Origin of the sequence: Tolypothrix sp. PCC 7601, from assembly GCF_025677855.1 — a bacterium.
GTDB classification, from domain to species: domain Bacteria; phylum Cyanobacteriota; class Cyanobacteriia; order Cyanobacteriales; family Nostocaceae; genus Aulosira; species Aulosira diplosiphon.
In genome coordinates this window covers 447,221-467,439 of the sequence record NZ_CP064879.1, presented here as the reverse complement: position 1 = coordinate 467,439, position 20,219 = coordinate 447,221, and the positions used below count along the sequence as shown (strand labels likewise).

Annotated in this window: 14 protein-coding genes and 1 pseudogene; 9 read left to right on the top strand and 6 right to left on the bottom strand. The window is 40.2% G+C overall.

Annotated features, from left to right (window positions below; translation table 11 throughout):
• Nucleotides 1–35: 35 nt before the first annotated feature.
• The gene (locus HG267_RS01745) at nt 36–668 is read right to left on the bottom strand and encodes a hypothetical protein (RefSeq protein WP_263420020.1); all 633 of its coding nucleotides are present in this window, start codon (nt 666–668) and stop codon (nt 36–38) included.
• Nucleotides 669–1,174: 506 nt separating this feature from the next.
• Between HG267_RS01745 and HG267_RS01740 the strand changes: the two genes are divergently transcribed.
• The 4 genes and pseudogenes from HG267_RS01740 (at nt 1,175) to HG267_RS01725 (ending at nt 5,805) form a co-directional block, all read left to right on the top strand.
• Nucleotides 1,175–2,005, top strand: coding sequence for an SDR family NAD(P)-dependent oxidoreductase (locus HG267_RS01740; protein ID WP_045869797.1), 831 nt, complete (start codon nt 1,175–1,177; stop codon nt 2,003–2,005).
• 491 nt (nt 2,006–2,496) lie between these two features.
• Nucleotides 2,497–3,999 carry a glycosyl hydrolase family 57 gene (locus HG267_RS01735; protein WP_045870111.1) on the top strand — a complete coding sequence of 501 codons (1,503 nt, stop codon included), beginning with the start codon at nt 2,497–2,499 and terminating at the stop codon, nt 3,997–3,999.
• Between the two features lie 282 nt (nt 4,000–4,281).
• Nucleotides 4,282–5,178: pseudogene (locus HG267_RS01730) on the top strand (caspase domain-containing protein); the annotation flags it as partial.
• 132 nt (nt 5,179–5,310) lie between these two features.
• Nucleotides 5,311–5,805 carry a DUF2808 domain-containing protein gene (locus HG267_RS01725; RefSeq protein ID WP_235623043.1) on the top strand — a complete coding sequence of 165 codons (495 nt, stop codon included), beginning with the start codon at nt 5,311–5,313 and terminating at the stop codon, nt 5,803–5,805.
• A gap of 95 nt (nt 5,806–5,900) precedes the next feature.
• Here the strand turns inward: HG267_RS01725 and HG267_RS01720 are convergent, their stop codons facing one another.
• On the bottom strand, nt 5,901–7,259 hold the full coding sequence (locus HG267_RS01720) for a sensor histidine kinase (RefSeq protein WP_045869796.1): 1,359 nt from the start codon (nt 7,257–7,259) through the stop codon (nt 5,901–5,903).
• A 588-nt stretch (nt 7,260–7,847) separates the two neighbouring features.
• On the opposite strand from HG267_RS01720, the gene HG267_RS01715 reads away from it, so the two are divergent.
• The 5 genes from HG267_RS01715 (at nt 7,848) to dnaN (ending at nt 13,484) form a co-directional block, all read left to right on the top strand.
• Complete coding sequence (locus tag HG267_RS01715) at nt 7,848–8,903, top strand: permease (RefSeq protein ID WP_045869795.1); 1,056 nt, start codon at nt 7,848–7,850, stop codon at nt 8,901–8,903.
• Nucleotides 8,904–9,173: 270 nt separating this feature from the next.
• On the top strand, nt 9,174–9,950 hold the full coding sequence (locus HG267_RS01710; protein ID WP_045869794.1) for a TIGR03943 family putative permease subunit: 777 nt from the start codon (nt 9,174–9,176) through the stop codon (nt 9,948–9,950).
• Nucleotides 9,951–9,972: 22 nt separating this feature from the next.
• Nucleotides 9,973–11,466: an Ig-like domain-containing protein gene (locus HG267_RS01705; RefSeq protein WP_045869793.1), complete on the top strand. Its 1,494-nt coding sequence runs from the start codon at nt 9,973–9,975 to the stop codon at nt 11,464–11,466.
• A gap of 152 nt (nt 11,467–11,618) precedes the next feature.
• Nucleotides 11,619–12,131: a translation initiation factor IF-3 gene (infC, locus tag HG267_RS01700; RefSeq protein ID WP_081583981.1), complete on the top strand. Its 513-nt coding sequence runs from the start codon at nt 11,619–11,621 to the stop codon at nt 12,129–12,131.
• Between the two features lie 201 nt (nt 12,132–12,332).
• Nucleotides 12,333–13,484 carry a DNA polymerase III subunit beta gene (gene dnaN, locus HG267_RS01695; RefSeq protein ID WP_045869792.1) on the top strand — a complete coding sequence of 384 codons (1,152 nt, stop codon included), beginning with the start codon at nt 12,333–12,335 and terminating at the stop codon, nt 13,482–13,484.
• A 468-nt stretch (nt 13,485–13,952) separates the two neighbouring features.
• Here dnaN and HG267_RS01690 read toward each other — a convergent pair whose 3' ends face one another.
• The 4 genes from HG267_RS01690 to HG267_RS01675 form a co-directional block, all read right to left on the bottom strand.
• Nucleotides 13,953–17,270 (bottom strand): GAF domain-containing protein, encoded by a 3,318-nt coding sequence (locus HG267_RS01690; protein WP_045869791.1) that lies wholly within the window; start codon nt 17,268–17,270, stop codon nt 13,953–13,955.
• Nucleotides 17,271–17,707: 437 nt separating this feature from the next.
• The gene (locus HG267_RS01685) at nt 17,708–18,880 is read right to left on the bottom strand and encodes a TRC40/GET3/ArsA family transport-energizing ATPase (protein ID WP_045869790.1); all 1,173 of its coding nucleotides are present in this window, start codon (nt 18,878–18,880) and stop codon (nt 17,708–17,710) included.
• A 208-nt stretch (nt 18,881–19,088) separates the two neighbouring features.
• Entirely contained in the window at nt 19,089–19,481 is a 393-nt protein-coding gene (locus tag HG267_RS01680; RefSeq protein WP_045869789.1) for a DUF2358 domain-containing protein, read from the bottom strand.
• Between the two features lie 92 nt (nt 19,482–19,573).
• Nucleotides 19,574–20,143: a hypothetical protein gene (locus HG267_RS01675; protein WP_045869788.1), complete on the bottom strand. Its 570-nt coding sequence runs from the start codon at nt 20,141–20,143 to the stop codon at nt 19,574–19,576.
• Between the last annotated feature and the right edge of the window lie 76 nt (nt 20,144–20,219).

The window sequence follows — 20,219 nt, the reverse complement described above, 5'->3', positions numbered from 1 at the left end:
GGAACAAACACCAAACACCTAACCCCAAAATTAATTTATGGTATTGCGTCTTTGAGATAAAACCTCAAATATGCATACCAATAAAAGAGATTGGTTGCTATTAATAGTCCTTTGGTGAAGGGTGATCGCATTGTGGGAAACAAGTAAATACTAGCTACTAATACTAAGGAAATCTCTATAAAAGCGATGATCCCGCCGTAATGGTTACGATCCCAATAGGAAATCGGACTAATAAAACGGTAATTACTAAAGGGGAAAAAGTGCCTATGGGCATCATTATTGTGAACTGGTAAATCTAAAAGTGAGTGCAGCACCATACTGCTAAACCCAACTTCTATAACTTTCCAATTTAAAAAATGGGCAATTATTAGCCCAATTAATGCTAAAGGAATGGAGTGAAAAGTACTGATTATTCCTTGCCAAAATGGCTGGTAGTAAGCTTCTGACCAAATTTCGCGTGATGGTAAACGATAGACAAATTTCATCAAAAAGTAAAACAAGAATATTGGCACGTCGGGCAAGATTGCACCAATAAAGATTGCATAACTCGCCTGATTTCTCAGTTGTTGGTTAAAAACAACCAGATTGAGAATCGCATGGCTAGGAGTATTCATAAAGTAAATGTAATCAGTATATTGACGGAAATTTTTCTGATCAAGTTTCCTCAACTGTATGTATTTTTCTTGTGTCAGCGATGACAAATTTTGTCATAATTCAGCCATATTGAGGATTTTATTAAATTTATTTTGGTAATTTAGTCTGATTGTCAAGAAATTTCTATATTAGACCAGCAGTATTTATAAAAACTTATTTCCCAAAAAATCACTTATATATATACTTGTTGTAAACAACTATTAAGAAATTCTTATTAAAAATTGTTGCTAGAACTTGATTTAGTTGTTAACGTGTGTATGGAAACGCTCCGGTGAACAATTGAGGAAATGTTAAAACCTATGAGCTATATCCACACAGACGATAGTAGGAAGTGCTGATGATTTAAAGCAAAGCGAGAAATTTCTGTTGTTGAAAGACTGATGATTAAGGGTTGTAGATTAGCTCAGAAATATCTCCTACTTACAGGCTTAGTTTTGATTTAAATAACAATTGCTAATTTGTCTGCGCTGCGAATGCAATCAGTAACGCAGTAGGACTGACATTTTGGAGGTAAAAATTTATGAAGATTCAAGGTAAAGTTGCCTTAATTACTGGGGCTTCCCGTGGTATTGGACGTGCGATCGCTCTAGAATTAGCACAGCAAGGCATCAAGCGAGTTATACTCATAGCGCGCGATCGCCAAAAGTTAGCTGAGGTTGCAGAGGAAATCTCTGCACTAGGTACAGAAGTTTCAACTTTAGCAATCGATTTGACGCAAACAGTAGAAGTAAATATTGCTGTTGCTCAACTTTGGCGTAATTATGGCCCTATACATCTACTAGTTAATTGTGCCGGAGTTGCTTATCAGAATTCGTTTTTGCAATCTAAACTTCCCCAAGTTCAAGAGGAAATTTCCGTTAATTTAATGGGAATGTACAACTTGACTAGTCTTGTAGCACGGCGCATGGCTAGCCAAAGACAAGGGACAATTGTGAATGTATCCAGCTTGATGGGCAAAATTGCTGCACCGACAATGGCGACATATTCAGCCACAAAATTCGCCATTTTAGGATTTACCCAAGCTTTGCGCCATGAGCTAGCACCATACAATATTCAGGTAAAAGCATTACTTCCTTCCCTCACAGACACAGACATGGTGCGGAACTTTCAATTATTTCGCTGGGTAATTCCCTCAACTCCTCAGAAAGTAGCGCAAACGCTTGTCTCAGGATTGCAAAGAGACTCACCAGAAATTTTAGTAGGATGGCAAAGTCATCTAGCAGTATGGTGTCAACGCCTTGCACCTTGGTTGCTAGAGATAATTTTAACTGTGACTACCCCTTCAGCGCCAAAAAGCAAACAGCCATACAAACAACTTAGAAAACTTATTCCCAGTACATTGGAACAATAGAAATTTTTTGGTACAATAAAAATCTCTACCCCCTGTTCCCCTCGTTACCAGGCCCCACCTGGTAACGCCCTACAGGACGCTCTGCCTCAACCCCATGAGGCAGAGCTTCAAAATATTTATAGTTATACCGAGCAGAGGAATAATCGCGAGTCAGGTTATACAGCCTTGGGACGCTCCAAATAAGCAAGCTAATACCTGAGCGAAAAAAGTGCTGAGTAAATTTGGCTATTCACTTCTCTCTAGGCTCAAGCACCTTGAATGTTTGGTGGTGCGTTGCGCTACGCGACAACACACCCTACTGAACAAAGGTTTAAATCTAGAGGCTGAGAGACTTTCAGCATTACCAATTGGTTTAACACTTGCGTGGAAACATTACTGAGTGTTGAGTAAGTTTGACTTTTGACTCTGAACTCTTGACTCGCGATCGCCTCACCAGTAATTATGCAAGTTTAGCGTCACAACCTATTACCCTATTTTCGGAGCAACCAGAAATGCAGACTTTGCCTGAGACTCTCCCCGCTTTGCCCGAAATTATAGATGGTTTACCGAATATTTCTGGTTGGGAAACAGAGGTTCTCTCAGTAGTGAATCATAATGAGCCTGTTTTCTTACCAAAAACGAATCTCCGCTTAGAAGATATTAACGCTGGATTTGCGATCGCTTTACATATGCATCAGCCAACTATCCCGGCTGGCTATGATGGCGGATTGATCAGTAATCTGCAATATATGTTTGAGCATCCTGGAGAAGGGGATAATCATAATGCCGGGCCTTTTGCCTATTGTTACAGCCGTATGGGAGATTTTATTCCCGAACTCGTCAGCCAAGGTTGCAATCCCCGCGTGATGTTGGATTACTCAGGGAATCTGTTCTGGGGATTGAGGCAAATGGGACGCAGCGATATTATTGATAACCTCAAGCGTATTACTTGCGATCGCACTTATCAACCTTATGTAGAGTGGTTGGGTACGATGTGGAGTCATGCTGTGATTCCTTCCACCCCCATAGCAGATATTAAATTACAAATAGTGGCATGGCAACAGCATTTTGCTGCCATTTTTGGTTGGGAAGCGCTAGCAAGAGTTAAAGGATTTTCTCCACCAGAAATGCATCTGCCAAATCACCCTGATACTTTTTTTGCTTTTGTCAAAGCACTGAAAGAATGTGGTTACCGTTGGTTACTTGTTCAAGAACATAGTGTAGAAACAATTAACGGTCAATCTCTGATCCACAAACATTTACCACATCGTTTAATTGCCCGCAATTCCCAAGGCGAAACAATTAGTATTACTGCTTTAATTAAAACCCAAGGTTCGGATACGAAATTAGTAGGTCAAATGCAACCTTACTATGAAGCCAAAACTTTATCTAAACAGCAACTAGGAAATGTCTTAATACCACCCATTGTCAGCCAAATCGGAGATGGTGAAAATGGCGGTGTGATGATGAATGAATTTCCCAGTGCCTTCAACCAAGCTTGGTGGGATATGGTAAATCACGGTGGAGGTAAAACTGGTGTAGTGGGAATGTGTGGTACGGAATATTTAGAATTAATCGCGGCTGCTGGTTGTCAACCCGAAGATTATCCCACTTGTCAGCCAGTGGGACAACATTATATTTGGGAAAGGGTTTCACCAGATAATGTGCAACCCGAAGCTGTAGAGAATGCCATTTTGGAATTAAAGCAAAATAATCCCAATTTTCATATGGATGGAGCCTCATGGACAAATCATATCAGTTGGGTGAAAGGATATGAAAATGTCTTATCTCCTATGTATCAATTAAGTAGTGCATTTCATGAAAAAGTCAATGAATTATTAGCAACCCAATCACCAGCATCTCTGACTAAAAAATCAAATTACCGCCACCTTCTCTTACATAACTTATTGCTACAAACTAGCTGTTTTCGTTATTGGGGACAAGGTACTTGGACAGACTATGCCCGTGAGATTTTTCAACGTGGTGAAAAGTTGCTGCAAGCAAATAATTGGTAATTGCTAATTCAGGTAAATCTAGGATGCGTTACGCCAAAGGCTAACACATCCTACGAGCTTCTATAGCCATATTTCAGAAATCAAATATTAATTGTATAGCTGATACCAATTCACGAAATCTTTGCAATGCATGAATAATTTATAGGAATGCAAAGCTTTGCACCCCTACTTCATTTATTTGTCACATTCTTTTTTAAAAGTGGTATCACATAGAATTACACTGATATAATGAATAGTCAATTTTTTTGAATTTGACCTCACTCTTAAGAGAGAAGTAACAAAATGTTACGTCGAAAATGGCTACTCTTATTAACAACCACAGCACTGCTGTTACCGCTAGCATCAATTTTAATAGTCAAAAAAATCTGGACAATTCCCGAGTTCGCTTCTGATGAATGGATAGCGACCACTGAAGAGAAAATCATCAATGTTGCTAATAACTTGCCAGTTGCCAGCGATAATTCAGTGATGGATGACAAGCTGAAAAACGTCATGGGTGAGTTAATTGCCCAAAATCGCTTGGCAATGCAAAAAGAATACCGCACAGCACTGGTAATTGGTAATTCTAAATACAAACTCGCAACGGAATTAGCCAACCCCATCAATGATGCTACAGATATTGCTAATTCTTTACGTAAATTAGGATTTGAGGTGACACTCCTCAAAGATGCAGATTTGCGGCAAATGGAACAAGCGATTGATAATTTTAATCGCAACTTACGTCAAGGTGGCACAGGATTGTTTTACTATGCCGGACATGGAACTCAAGTAGATGGAGAGAATTATTTAATTCCCATAGATGCACGTCTAGAAAGAGAACAAGATGTGCGATATGAATCTCTACCTGTGGGTAAATTACTAAATGTTATGGAAGATGCATCTAACGATGTCAATATCATTATTTTAGATGCTTGCCGTAATAATCCTTTTGGGCGCAAATGGCGTTCTTTGCAGCGCGGTTTAGCACCACTTACACAGACAGTTAAAGGTACATTAATTGCTTACGCTACTTCACCAGGGAAAACTGCTTTAGATGGCGAAGGTCGCAATAGCCCTTATACTACAGCGTTGTTGCAACACATGAAAACTCCCAATTTAGATGTGGAGCAAATGTTTAAGCAAGTCAGAGCAGATGTATTAAAACAGACTGGTGGTAAACAAACTCCTTGGGAATCTTCTTCTTTAGTTGGTTCATTTGCCTTTAATGCTGTTGGTGGTAATAATGTGGCAACTTCAGCAGGTAAATCTTCACCACTACCGACAAGTACAACACCAATCACAACTCCTGCAGCTTCGCCAATTACATCTCTTGTGATCACCCCATCGCCAACTTTATCGCCCACTGCTGGAACCAGAACCGCATATTTTACCCAACCACCAAGCTTGCTGAAAGCTTCAACTACATACAATCGAGTTAGTGAACCAGGCGCAGTTTATTACTTTACGATTAACCTGCCAGAAAATGCTGGCGAACCATTACAAAAAATTACCATCCAACAGCGCGAGGGTTTAGAATACATTCGCTTTCAGCTAGATAAAAGTATCGCTTTTGAAGGAACAGAATCTCAAGAGGGACAAAAACTAGAGTTAAAAGATATTAGCAGCGATCAAAAAACTCAAACAGTCTCAATTGCTTTTAACCCACCAGTATCTCCAGGTAAAAAGATTACGATTGGTTTACAAGCTAGGCAAAACCCACAATTTGATGGCGTTTATCTCTTTGGGGTGACTGCATTTCCTCAAGGTGAAAAATCTCATAGCCAATTTTTGGGTTTTGGCAGGTTACATTTTTACCGTCGTAACTAAATTATGAATGATGGATTTCAAAATAAAGGGTGTGTTATGCCGGAGAATAACACACCTGGAATGGCTAACTATAGATATTATCAAGATTATTTTGATTAAAGTAAGGGTAGCAATACCTGAAATTCTGTACCCTGACCGAGATGGGAATGAAAATTTAATTTACCTCCATGTTTAGCAGTAATAATTCGATAACTCACAGCTAAACTAGTAGCTTTATCAGCGCGTTTTTCTACTGAAAAAGAATCAATAATTTGTTGTTGCAATGTGGGTGACATTCCCGGGCCATTGTCAGCAATAGAAATTGAAACCCAGCGAGAATCTGGAGAGCCTGGTTTAGTAGCTTCTTGTGTAATAATTTTGGTAGTAATTTCAATCTGGGGTTTGTCATTACTTTTTGTTATTTCTGGATGAAACTCCTGCCGCACTGTTTCATTGAGCAATGTATCTATAGATTCAGTAAAAATATTCATAAATACTTGGCTTAATTGCCCCATAAAACAATATACTGGCGGTAAATGTCCATAGTTTTTGACTATTTCAATTTCGCCATGAATTCGGCTATTAATTAATAAAACAATACTATCTAAACAGGCATGTAAATCTCCCGGTTTCGGATAAACTTCATCAATATGGCAAAAGTTTTGTAAACTAGTGACTAGTTTTTTTAATCTTTCAGCCCCAGTGCGAATACTAGCCAGGGATTTGGTTAAATCTTCTTCTAAAAAATCAAATTCAATTTCTTCCTTAAGATGATTAATATAATTGGGAGTAGGAGATAATTCTTGGTCGTAAGCGGCTATGAGTTTGAGCAAATCCTGACTATAGTTAGAAACATAAGTTAAATTACCCCAAATAAAACTGACGGGGTCTAAAATTTCGTGGGCTACGCCATCAACTAAACGCCCCAAACTCGCCATTTTATCAATTTGAATCATTTGAGTTTGGCTGCGTTCATAACGTACTTGAGTTTCAATGCCGCGAATTTGCCAAGCCGCCAGATTTACTTCATGTACATCCAATAATTTATAAGTATCGGGTGCCGTTTGTACCACCAATGGTTCTGCCAAAAGTTCAGACGATCGCCTTAAGGTAAGTTGCATCGCTGTCAAAATTGGTGTCGTATCAGGCAATTGTAAAATCGTGGTACGGGCATAGCTATAGAGAATACTTAATGGTTGTTGCAAAAATAATTCTTGTCCTTGGGGATGAATCCAAAATTCTAGAAGTCGCCGCCGCGAAATCATCCCGATGAACTTTCCATCGTCTAGTAAGATAGCTCCTGGTAGCAAAGGATATTTTTCAAAAAACTGGGCAACTTCCACAGACATACAGCTAATATCCACTTGGAAGTCATACATTGACAGATCCTTGAGGGTAGAATCTAAATCGAGATCGCGATCGCTACCTTGCGATAGAAATGGTGCTGATATTTGGGTACTGAAATTTTGTGGCACTTGACACTCTGATTGGTATAAAAACTGGCAATGAATACGCTAACATTTTAGCCTCTACCCATCTTTACTCAATACCCTAGCTTTAGCTATGATTTACAACTTAATAACTAAGTAATCTTCGCTGAGTACTATGCAACTTCAGAAATTCCAGCGTACCTGACAGTCAAAAATGTTGCCTGAACTGTACAAACCCCTAAAGCAATTGCTATTAATTGCGATCCCCAATTGTTTAAATACTGTAAACTCTTGATAAAAATCTGCCCAAGACAACACACCAACCTGCTAAATTGCATTAACTATAAACATAGCCAATTAAATGTAGTACATTAAGTGATTACTCGAGAATATTGGAACCATAGATCGGGTTTGATATTCTTACATAGTAGTCAGCATCCGTAAATACACTCAAGTAAACATAAGTATCTTCAAAGTAACAGTTGCTTTCTAACGCTGAAGCGTTAATATAAATCCCATATCAACTTTTGACTAAAATGAGCTTAAATTGTCCCGATCTGCTTTTGATCCCCATTCCGATAGAATGACTAGGCATAACCTAAAAACTCCAAACTGCTTTTGACTGCGAGGCCCATGAATCAACTGAACAATGGTTTCACTATTTTTCTGAGTCTGCTAGTCGAGGCGATTCCTTTTTTGCTTCTGGGAGTTTTATTCTCCAGCTTGTTGCTATTTTTTGTAGATGAGCGCAAACTGGTCGAAAAAATGCCCAAAAATCCCATACTGGGAGCTTTATTTGGTAGTACAATCGGCTTTTTGTTTCCGGTATGTGAGTGCGGTAATGTGCCAGTGGCGCGGCGCTTACTTATGCAGGGAGTTCCGACACCAGTGGCAATTGGTTTTCTCCTAGCAGCACCGACAATTAACCCGATAGTTATTTGGTCAACTTGGACAGCATTTCGCGATCAGCCAGAAATCGTGGTGTTACGAGTCGTATTTTCTTTATTGATCGCCACAATTATCGGTATTGTATTCAGCTTTCAAAAAGACTTGAGTCCGATTGTACAACCTGCGATCGCACGTTACCTCAAGTTTAATCCTCCCGCACAGCCAGAAGTGAACAAGCGTGGTAGACGTTCTCCACCACAACAAAACAACACAGGTTCTAGTTTGTTAAAATCTGGAACCTATTTATTAGGTGGAAAAGCGGGTATGACTACTCGCATAGATAGTAATTTAATGCCAGAAACTCCAGCATTATCTAATAGCAATAAACCTCTACCAGATAAACTGCGGTTGTTATTAGATAACATTATCCAAGAATTGCGCGAGTTAGGCGCAGTGATGGTGTTAGGTAGTGCGATCGCAGCTGCTATTCAAGTACTAGCACCAAGAGAAATTATCCTTGGTCTGGGTGCTGGCCCGATTACTTCAATTGTGGCAATGTTGGTATTAGCAGCAGCTGTGTCAATTTGCTCCACAGTAGATTCTTTCTTTGCGCTGTCTTTTGCTTCTACTTTTACTAGTGGTTCCCTGCTAGCTTTTCTTGTCTTTGGCCCCATGATTGACATTAAAGGTGTGGGGTTGATGTTATCAATCTTTAAAGCTAAAGCTTTATTTTATCTATTTGCTCTAGCAGGACTATTAACATTTCTGTTCACCTTGTTTTTGAATTTACACGTCATGTAAATAAATTAGTCAAGAGTCCAATGTCAAAAATTTCATCAAATTGGGCATGGGGCATTGGGCATTGGGCATTGAAAACAATTTTCAATTTTGGATTTTAGATTGGAATCCAAAATCGCAAATCTAAAATCTAAAATTCTCCCTGCTGCATCCCTTGATGGGTGTAGTCAATCTAAAATCCGTCTTGGAAAGTTTGCTCAACGGGGGGAACCCCCGCACGCAACTTTCCGCAAAATCGCAAATCTAAAATTGCTTGACCCTTGACCATTTCCCATGAATTCCAACCCAAATCCTACAGTTAAACTCCGAAATTTATTAATGCCTTGGCTGGATGTATTAGCAATTACAGCTTGGGGAATTTTAATTCTCAAATACTGGGCTACAGGCAAACTTAACTTATTGATTCACCCCGATTACTTCTGGTTAGCAATTGCGGGTGGTATCGCTTTACAAATTGTCGGTTTCTTAAAAGCTGGGCAACTGTTGCGGCGACGGCGACGAGATAATGTTACCAACGCTATGCACCTAAATATATTTCCCCCTGGATGGGGAAGTGCTTTGCTGTTGACAGCAGCCATTTTGGGTTTCATCATTACACCGCAAGTCTTTGCTAGTGACAAAGCCCTGCAACGAGGTATCACCGTTGATTCCTTGGGAACTACACGTGTCAAACCCCAAGCATTTCGCGCTACTGTTCGCCCAGAAGAGCGATCGCTTGTGGACTGGGTTCGCACGCTCAATGTTTATCCAGAACCAGATGCATATACTGGTCAAAAAGCCAAGGTACAAGGATTTGTCATTCACCCACCAGATTTAGGGAAAGAATATATTTTCTTAGCAAGATTTATCCTCACCTGCTGCGCTGCAGATGCCTACCCAGCTGGTTTGCCAGTGAAATTAGCAGACCCTAACAATCAGTACCCAGCTGATACCTGGTTAGAAGTAGAAGGGCAAATGATCACAGAAACTCTCTCTGGTAAACGCCAACTAACTATCGCGGCTAGTTCTGTGAAAACGATTCCGCAACCCAAAAATCCTTATGTTTATTGACATTTGACCCTTGCTCTGAAACATGACTACATCCAAAGCATTCATTCAACCACTGGATCGCGTCGCGATCGCACTGATGCTGCTAATCAGTTTGCTAATTGGGTTAATCATCTGGCAAGGTGATGCCGTCAAGCCGAAAGTGCGAACTTTTACCTGGCAGAATCAGCAAATTGGCTCAGAAGATGTTTCCTTCACCCTCACCTTTAGCCGCCCAATGGATATCAAAAGTGTAGAGGATAACTTAAAAATTGAGCCGCCCCTGGCTGGGAAAATAAGTTGGGCAGGGCGGCGGATGGTTTATACACTTTTGACACCAGCACCCTATGGCACGAATTATAAAGTCCAATTACAAGGAGCAAAAGATAAATTTGCTTCCCAAGAAAGTAGTAACAGGCTAGTCCAGCCGTTTACAGGTGCATTTCGTACCCGCGATCGCGCCATTATTTATATAGGAGTTAATCCTGAAGAAAAGGGGCGGTTAATTCTCTACAACTTAACCCAAGAGCAAAAAAAGGTACTCACCCCTAAAGATTTAGTTGTCATGGACTTTGAGCCATTTCCCAATGGGGAGAAAATTCTATTTTCGGCTCGTACTACCAATGACCAAGATTTACTTTCGGCCCAACTTTACACAGTCACAACAGGAATTGCTAGCCAAGCGGATCAAGAACCAGAATCACCCGGCAGAGTTGACTTAGTTTTAGATAATAAAACCTATCAAAACCTTAAATTTGACTTATCGCCAGACGGAGAAACGATTGTTATCCAGCGCGGAAACAAATCTAATCCTGGTGACTTTGGGCTGTGGGTAATGCCTACAACCACTAAATCTGGAGAAAAACCCACTGCTAAACCCTTAAAAAGCCAGCCTGGGGGAGATTTTATGATTACCCCTGATAGTAAAGCTGTAGCAGTTGCCCAAGGCGCAGGAGCAGCAATTTTACCTATAGAAGGGGATGCGACTAAACCTTTAGATTTTCTGCCGCAGTTTGGGTTAGTTCAAGCTTTTTCCAAAGATGGCTCGCAAGCAGCAATGGTCAAATTCAATACAGATTACACCAGAGATTTATTTTTGGTGACTAACCAAGGTACTCAAAAACCCTTGTTAAAAACCACAGGTTCAATTCTCAATTGCCAATTTGATCCGTCTTCCCCAACCCTTTACTGCTTGCTCACACAGTTGGTTTCCAAAGAACAATACATAGAACAACCCTATGTAGTAGCAATTGATCTGAAAACCGCACAACAAAAACCCCTATTAGTGTTGCCCATCGCCCAGCGAAATGTACACATGAATTTATCGCCTGATGGTTTAGGTTTATTATTTGACCAAGTAGTAGCCCAGGAAGTTAATGCACCATTATCAGGCAATACTTTAAAAACTGATGATGGCGAAGCGATCGCCACTAGTGACCTATGGTTAATGCCGTTATTACCAATCGCTGACACTACTACTGCGGATATCAAGCCCGAAAAGCTTCCCCTCAACGGATTCGATCCATATTGGCTACCTTAAAGGAGCTAGAGGTTAGGCTTTGTGTGAACTGCGAGATAATTCTACACATTTGATATGTGTGGTTATGTAACCAAGTAAGAAAGTATGGGTTTACCACATCTTAGTTCTTAGTGAGGTTGTGTTACATTAGCAGTACTTGCACTTGCAAAGTATTGAAAAACAGAGAGGAAACCATTATCGCAGTCCAAAAGCAACTAATTAACTCACAAATCAAGGCACCTCAAGTCTTCTTGATTGACCATGAAAATAACAATCGCGGTTTAGTAGATACATCTGAAGCTCTACAAATAGCGCAGAGTGTAGAGCTTGACCTAGTTTTAGTTTCCGAGGGCAAAGACGCTCCAGTTGCCAAGATACTTAACTATGGCAAGCTTCAGTATCAAAAGAAAAAGCGTCAAGGACAGAGTGCTAGGCCAACAGTCAAGGAAGTTAGACTCCGCCCAAATGTTGGTGTCGCTGATTACAACTTACGCATTCAGCAAGCACTAACATGGTTGAGTAAAGGCGATTCAGTGAAGTTTGCCATTCGTTTACGAGGCCGAGAAAATCAATATCGTGACAAAGCTGGAGAACTATTAGAACGCATTGTCAGCGATTTGAGTGAAGTAGGTAAAGTTCAATCACTCGATAAACGTTCGCTGATTGCTCAAGTTATTCCTGCGTAGACTACGCGTACTAAAGCGTTTGTCAAATTCTTTGATTAACTGATAAATAATTGATCGCTTGCCGTTCTTGCTAGTCAGGGACGGTTTTAAATTGTGTTTTACCAATCTACCTGGCAGTTTTAGAATCAAAGCTGCTTGGTAATCATGTACTAAAAATATTTCTAGAGTGGTACTATAGACACTCACAAGCTGAATCTCACCATGAAATTAGTTTGCGCCCAAAGCGACCTTAGTACAAATCTTTCACTTGTTAGCCGTGCTGTACCCTCACGTCCGACACATCCCATACTTGCTAACGTACTGCTACAAGCAGATGCACAAACTAACCAAGTAAGCCTCACCGCCTTCGATCTCAGCTTGGGTATCCGCACTAGCTTTAATGCTGAGGTATGGGAAGGAGGCGCGATCGCACTTCCTGCCAAAATTCTGGTAGACATCACCTCCCGTCTACCAGAGGGAGAAATTACTCTAGACGATGAATCAGTAACCTCTGGCGGAGAAGGTATAATTATGACGCTCACACCCAAGAGTGGACATTACCAAGTACGGGCAATGGGGGCGGAAGAGTTTCCCGAATTACCGATTATTGAAGATACTGAACCACTGCAATTAACAGCTGCGGCGTTAATTGAGGGATTAAAAGGCTCATTATTTGCTACCAGTGGTGATGAAACTAAGCAGGTACTCACCGGAGTTCATCTGACAGTTAAACAAGATACCTTAGAATTTGCTGCTACTGATGGACATCGGTTAGCAGTAGTAGAAACTACTAATGAACGTCCAATTGAAGGTAGTAGCCAGCTAGAAGTCACAGTACCAGCTAGAGCCTTACGCGAACTCCAGCGGATGTTACCTCATAGTTCCTCTGATGATGAGCCTGTGGCTTTATATTTGGATCAAGGTCAAGTGGTGTTTGCTTGGAAAAATCAACGCCTCACTAGCCGCACATTAGAAGGTCAATATCCAGCTTATCGGCAACTGATACCGCGTCAATTTGAGCGACAGGTAACTATTGATCGCAGACAATTCTTAAGCACTCTAGAACGAATTGCCGTACTAGCCGATCAAAAGAATAATATTGTGAAAGTTAGCATTGATAGCTCTCAGCAAGAAATTACTTTATCTTGTGAAGCTCAAGATGTAGGTAGCGGTAGAGAATCCATGCCAGCACAGATATCCGGAGAAAATATAGATATTGCTTTTAATATCAAATATCTCATGGAAGGATTGAAAGAATTGCCGGCTTCCGAAGTGCAAATGCATCTCAATCAGAGCTTAACGCCAGTGATTTTTACACCGCTAGGTGGTTTGAAAATGACCTATTTAGCTATGCCAGTGCAGTTGAGAAATTAATCTCAAGTCCAGCTAATTACTTATGATATGGTTGGTCTTGTTGGTAATTGGGAATTGGTAAACTGTATTTTTCTTTCCCATTACCCATTACCAACCTTCACAGATATGATAAGTGTTCAACCGGACATAATATAACAGGTATTTTCAAAAAATTTAAATTCAAATCTAGTAGGGTGTGTTGTCACGCAGTGCAACGCACTAAAGCACTATTAATAATACAAGGTGCGTTAGCCTACGGCGTAACACACCCTACTGGACTGACACAGCTCATTTGGTGCAATAGAAAAAATTCATTTCATCCGCGTTTATCGGCACGGCAGTTGCTTCTCCCAAGGGGAGACGCTACGCGAACAAGTCGGGGAACCCGTCCAACGCACTGCCTTGTTTATCTGCGGTTCATTTCATCAAATCTAATGCCTCATTTTAGGCGTGTCAGTCCACTACCAAAATACCTTTTATTAATCAATTCTAAATATGATGATGGCTATTTTGATCAATAGGAATTTCAATCCAGAACTCTGTACCTAAACCTGCCTGAGATTCACAATTAAATATGCCACCATGTTTATCTACAACAATCTTATAACTAATTGATAATCCTAAACCAGTACCCTTTCCTACTGGCTTAGTAGTAAAAAAGGGATCACAAATTCGGGATCTTAAAGCTTCTGGGATTCCAGGGCCATTGTCAACAATGCGAATTACTACACTTTTAATATTGCCCTTCATTTCGCCAATAGACGTGTAGATAGTAATTAGTCCCTTATCTGGTTTGGATATTGATTCACGTTCATCCTCTAGAGCATCGATCGCATTGTTCAAGACATTCATAAATACCTGATTCAATTGTCCGGCGTAACACTCTATTAAGGGTAAATCGCTGTACTTTTTGACTATCTCAATCGCAGATTTGTCTGGTTTTGCTTTCAGGCGATGTTGCAAAATTAGCAGAGTATTATCAATACCTTCATGAATATTAACCGCTTTCATTTCCGCCTCATCGAGGCGAGAGAAATTCCTTAAACCTAAGACAATTTGACGGATGCGATCAATGCCTACTTTCATGGAAGAGAGGGTTTTGGGCAAATCTGCTATGATGAATTCTAAATCAATCTCTTCAGCCCTCTCCTGCATCTCAGGGCTAAGATTTGAGACTTGCTGTTGATAGAGTTGCAACATACTGAGTAAATCTTCAGCATATTGGCTGACGTGGAGCAAGTTACCAGAAATAAAGTTGACAGGGTTATTAATTTCATGGGCGACACCTGCAACTAGTTGTCCTAGTGAGGACATCTTCTCAGTTTGAATGAGTTGGGTTTGGGTTTCTTGTAACTCGTGCAGGGCTTGAGTTAGTTGTTCTGTTTGCTGCTGCGTTTGCAACAGTAAATCAACTTGTTGCAGTGCTACCCCCAGCTGATTGGCAATTTGGGCTAAAAATTGAATTTCTGAGAGTTCCCAGTGGCGGGGTGCAGAGTTTTGATAAGCCGCTAGTAAACCCCAAAGTTTTTGCCCAATAAAAATAGGTGCGATCGCATAGGCTTTAACTTGATACAGCTCTAAACACTCAATATGACATTCACTATGCCCTACCTGATAGATGTCATTGACTGCAAAGGTTTCATTGTAGCGATATCGTCCGCCTTGGGTTTCTTGCAAATAAGTATCTTGCCAAAATGAGGGGATGGTTCCACCTACTAGCTTTTCCCAACCTGCAACAACAAACTCAGCAATAAATTCACCACTCCAATCTGGGAGAAATTGGTAAACAGCTACCCTATCTGTTTGTAACGATTGGCAAATTTCTTGAGTCGCAGTTTGAAAAATAGCATTGAGGTCGAGGGATTCGCGGATTTTTGTGACAACTTCAAACAAGACTCGTTGTTGTTCGGCTGCTTGTCGCAAAACTATTGCTTGTTGCTGTGTTTGAGTCAGTAACTCAGCCTGCTGGAGTGCTACTCCTAGTTGCGCTGCTATCTGACTGAGAAAGTTCACTTCCGATTCTAGCCATTGACGAGGGCCAGAATGTTGATAAGTCGCTAGTAAACCCCAAAGTTTTTGTCCTAAAAAGATAGGTGCAAGTACAAAAGCGTAAATTTGATACTCTTCTAAATTGTCAACATGACACTGAGTAAAACCTTGATGGTAAATGTTATCTACCGCAAATGTTTCGTTAAAGCGGTAGCGTCCTCCTTGTGTATCTTGTAAAAAGGTGTCATTCCAAATTGTATTTACTCCGAGTTTGGAAGCACTTGACCAGTGGGGGCTAGCAACTTCAAAATCCCCAACAAATTCACCACCCCAATCAGCATCAAAGCGGTAAATAGAAACGCGATCCGCTTTAATTAATTGACAAACTTCTTTAGTCGTAATTTGAAAAATAGTTTTAGTATCAAGAGACTCGCGAATTTTGGCAATCACACCAAACACGGTCTGTTGTTGTTCCGATGCTTTTTTGAGTTCAACTGTGCGCTTTCTAACTTGTTTTTCTAAGCTACTATTGAAAGCTTCTACCTGTTGGTATAGTTCATATTGCTGAATTGCTGAAGCAAAATGTTTACCAATTTCTCTGGCTATTTCTATTTCTTCAACAGTCCATTTTTGCACTTGTGCTGTTTTAGTTTCGCGCCAGACATCAAAAGATAAACGTGGGTAAGTTTGCCTTTGATCGGAATCCAATCTTCCCGCCCATAAGGTTTCTGTATCTATTTCATCGCGGAAAATACTTAAATAACCTACTAATTCTTGACGATATTCTAGTGGAATCATCAAAATACTGCGAACTTTTGTAGATTGAAAAGCAATTTGTACAGTTAATAGATGAGGTGCTTGATATATGTCTGAAATTGCCCAGACATCATATTTTCCAGATGCATAGTGTTCTTGCCAGACATTATATTGCTCTATGAGCGGATACACATTTGGTTGTGGCATCACAGGTTGCTGTCCGCAAATATAAAGCCTGACACAATCACTTCCTGGAATTAAACATTCTGCAAAGGGCTTAAAGCTACTATTTTGGAAATTAAAAGCATTATGTCTGAGACAAAGCCGACCACCAGAACCTCCGAAGGCAGCAACAGCTTCTTCTAAAGCTGGCTGTAATACAATTGTGGGCAATGAATGCAGTAAAGTTGCAATGCGGTTAATACTAGCTTCCCGTTCGGCTTTGTTATGGGCTTGGGTGAGGAGATTACTTTGAGCGATCGCTACTGATAATTGATCTACTACCATCTGTACAGCTTCTAGTTCCTGCTTGCCAACCCCAAAGCTGGCGGAGTGGTGCGATACCAACAAACCCCAAAGTTGATCTTGATGTAAAATTGGCGCTGCTAGAGAACACTCCACTCCCATCGCTTTTAAGTATTTGAGATGGCAAGAATCTACAGTGCGATAATAGATGTCTTCTGCGATCGCTTCTCCTGATTCCAAAAGAGTTAAAAAGCTGTGACCAATCTGCTGCTTCTCGACATCAACAATAGAACGCACTCGTGACTTAACAAACAGTTCTCTAGCATAAAGCGGTATATCATCCGCCGGAAAATTTAGCCCCAAAAGAGAGGGTAGCCTATCTTGATAAATTGATTCAGCAATTACCTGACCGCTACCATCGCCATGAAACTTGTAAATCATTACCCTATCAGTACTCAGTAGCGATCGCACTTCCGTTGTTGTCGTTTTGAGGATTTCTTCCAAATTTAAGGTGCGACGAATACGGTCTGTGATGCGGCGTAATAAACCTTCTTGCTCAAGGTTTACCCGTGAGTCTGGTTTGGCGATCGGAGTCATTGCTTTTACTTAAATAATTTTTCGGTCAGAAAAAAAACTAAAAATTAAAAAATATCTATATCTGAAAATATTATTAAATTTATTGTTTCATGTGTCTTCAGTAAAACTACTGGCTAATAATTGTTGATAAATTAGATTTAAATTTAAAAAAACATCATATTTTTTTATAGTAAAAATATGATGTTTACTGCACTTTTAATCCAATTTATTGCTGCTAGTTACGATTTATCAAAGTGTGGTATATTTAAAAGATTATTAAAAATTGTAGAGAATAAAAATCATTAATAACATGGGGCTATTAAGCCTTTATCAAAAATTATACTTATCTATAGTGTAAGAAGATACATGTTAAATACTTAATCAAGAGAATTGTGCTTAAAAACGCTTAACAATATTTAATTCTGCTGATAGAGCCAGCAGAATTAAACTTTTACATATTAGGCAAAGCGGATTTTTAGATAATCTTCATCCATTTTTGCACCTGAGGGTTGGAGCGCTGCCAGCGCTTGTGGCAACACTAAATTACGGCGGTGGTTACCAATCGTAATATTTAGTTCATCTCCACTTTTGCTGAGTTGAACTTGATTTTTAGGAATCCCCGGTAAATACAGTTCTAAACTGTATTGGTTATTTTCTTGAACAACTCTAATAGTTGTTTCTTTGTGATAAACCTGTGTGGGATCTTCATCCTGATAAAGGGTATCCTTCAATCTTTCTAAGGCTGCTAGACCACACATTTCTTCTGAGAATAGGGGTATTTCCTTGATAGGTAAAGGGTGAAAGTCGTCATAAATTTGCTGACGATATTGCTGCTGATTTTCTTTCCAACGTTGAAAAAATGGATCTTTGACTTCGGGAGGAATGATGCGATTAGCTACTACTAAATCGGTGGCAACATTATATAAACTCAGATAGGCATGAGCCCGCAAAGACTCTTTAATTACCATTTTTTCAGGGTTAGTAACTAAGCGTACTGAAGTTTGAGTGTTGTCCGTTAATACTTTCTCCAGAGCTTCAATTTGTTCATAAAACTCATAAGGAGCATCCATCACCTCTTTATCTGGTAGCGAAAAACCAGCAATTGGTCGAAATAGAGGTTCAACCAAAGGGCGAAGTGCAACAGAGATATTTTGGAAGGGTTTGTAAAAACGGCGCATATACCAACCACCGACTTCCGGTAAACTCAGCAGTCGCAATGCTGTACCTGTAGGAGCAGAATCGATAATCAAGACCTCAAAATCGCCTTCATCATAATGGCGTTTCATTCTTACCAAGCCAAAAATCTCATCCATGCCTGGTAAAATGGCTAATTCTTCTGCTTGTACCCCTTCTAAACCCCTAGCTTGTAAAACTTGGGTAATGTAACGCTTCACAGAACCCCAGTTTCCTTCTAGTTCTTGTAGTGCATCTAGTTCCGCACCCCACAAATTTGGGCGAATTGCTTTTGGTGCGTGTCCCAATTCCAGATCAAAGCTATCCGCTAGGGAGTGGGCGGGATCTGTACTCAACACAAGTGTGCGGTAGCCCAATTCTGCACAACGGAGTCCAGTGGCCGCTGCTACAGAGGTTTTGCCAACGCCACCCTTGCCTGTCATTAAAATTACCCGCATGAATGATTTTTTCCTGCCTGAGAATTGTTTACATTTATTTACCTATCTCTATTATCGACTGTTTGCAGGGAATAAATGCTGTTGCTGCACATCCAGGGGCCTAAAGTTGCCAAACATGGCTTTGGAGGATCATCCAGCTTGGTGGGAATAATGGCTGCGATCGCTGATCTGGAGATTTGGACTTGTCCACAACATTTGAATGAGCAGCTTACTTAGCAGTTTTTAAAGCAAATAAATGTTGCTTCATGACATCCAAGCGCGAACAGTTCCAATAATCAATGTGGGAAACAATCAAACCTTCAGAGTTAAGACGTAATTCACTCCAGCCGGAAATAGATATTCTTGGTTTCCACGGTAAGGGGCTATTCCAGCTAAGTGTCCACTCTGTTTTAATGGTGTTTCCCAGAGATTGGATATCATGTAAATCCATTTTGGGGTTTAAAAACGCAACCTTAATGAAATTAATCATCAGCTTATAGCGTTCTACACCACGAAATTTAAACACAGCATCTTGAAAATAAACATCTGGAGCATAAATGCTGTAAGTTTGATTCACTGGGAATCTTTGATAGTCTTCTTTGAGAAGTGAAATTATGTCCATAGATTGAAAAGGCTAAAGTATAAAAATGAAAAAACAAAACTAGATTTAAAAGTTAAGTTTTTAACCAGTTATTCATTTTGAATTTTGAATTTCTATGCTTCTATTTGATGCCACCAGCGTTCTAATTGATATTGCCATACAGCTAGTACTTGTTCCCGTGCTTCTGGGGTTTGCTCAATTTCTCCTAACAATCCTTCTGTATAGAAACGTTCCAGATTTTGCATGGTTGAGTGTAGGGATTGTCCTTGCTGTTTTGCAGCCAAAATAATTTGTCGAATGCGGCTTTCAATTAGTCGATTGAAGACATCATTTAATCCAGTTTCATAAAGAGATGTGAGTTTAGCGATCGCACTAGACAAATCCTCTGTTAGCAAAGTGCTGCTATTATGCTGAAATACTCCCCACACTACACCTTCATATAAAGCGTAGCGAACCTCTTGGGTGTCATCAAAGTTAGCTTCTAGAAACTGTTCTAAAAATTGTTGGGCTGCTTCTAATGGCACAATGGGCAATAGTACCCGCAACCAGGTATTATCTTCAGCGAGTAGCACCAACAACCGAAAACTCTCAGTTTCTACTTGCCATGATCCAGGTGCGATCGCACTCACTGCTGCTTTACCAAATAATTCTGCCAGCGTCCCCGCTATTTCTTCAGGTTTCATAGGTAATTTTTTTGTATATACCTAGGGTAACGCTTTCAGGTATCAAGAGGAGCGGGCATCTTGCCCACCCCACAAG

Excerpts from the sequence above, each read along its gene's own strand:
- HG267_RS01735 (WP_045870111.1), top strand. The coding sequence starts at position 2,497 with ATGCAGACTTTGCCTGAGACTCTCCCCGCTTTGCCCGAAATTATAGAT.
- dnaN (WP_045869792.1), top strand. The coding sequence starts at position 12,333 with ATGAAATTAGTTTGCGCCCAAAGCGACCTTAGTACAAATCTTTCACTT.
- HG267_RS01710 (WP_045869794.1), top strand. The coding sequence starts at position 9,174 with ATGAATTCCAACCCAAATCCTACAGTTAAACTCCGAAATTTATTAATG.
- HG267_RS01680 (WP_045869789.1), bottom strand. The coding sequence starts at position 19,481 with ATGGACATAATTTCACTTCTCAAAGAAGACTATCAAAGATTCCCAGTG.
- HG267_RS01685 (WP_045869790.1), bottom strand. The coding sequence starts at position 18,880 with ATGCGGGTAATTTTAATGACAGGCAAGGGTGGCGTTGGCAAAACCTCT.
- HG267_RS01690 (WP_045869791.1), bottom strand. The coding sequence starts at position 17,270 with ATGACTCCGATCGCCAAACCAGACTCACGGGTAAACCTTGAGCAAGAA.
- HG267_RS01675 (WP_045869788.1), bottom strand. The coding sequence starts at position 20,143 with ATGAAACCTGAAGAAATAGCGGGGACGCTGGCAGAATTATTTGGTAAA.
- HG267_RS01705 (WP_045869793.1), top strand. The coding sequence starts at position 9,973 with ATGACTACATCCAAAGCATTCATTCAACCACTGGATCGCGTCGCGATC.
- HG267_RS01715 (WP_045869795.1), top strand. The coding sequence starts at position 7,848 with ATGAATCAACTGAACAATGGTTTCACTATTTTTCTGAGTCTGCTAGTC.
- HG267_RS01740 (WP_045869797.1), top strand. The coding sequence starts at position 1,175 with ATGAAGATTCAAGGTAAAGTTGCCTTAATTACTGGGGCTTCCCGTGGT.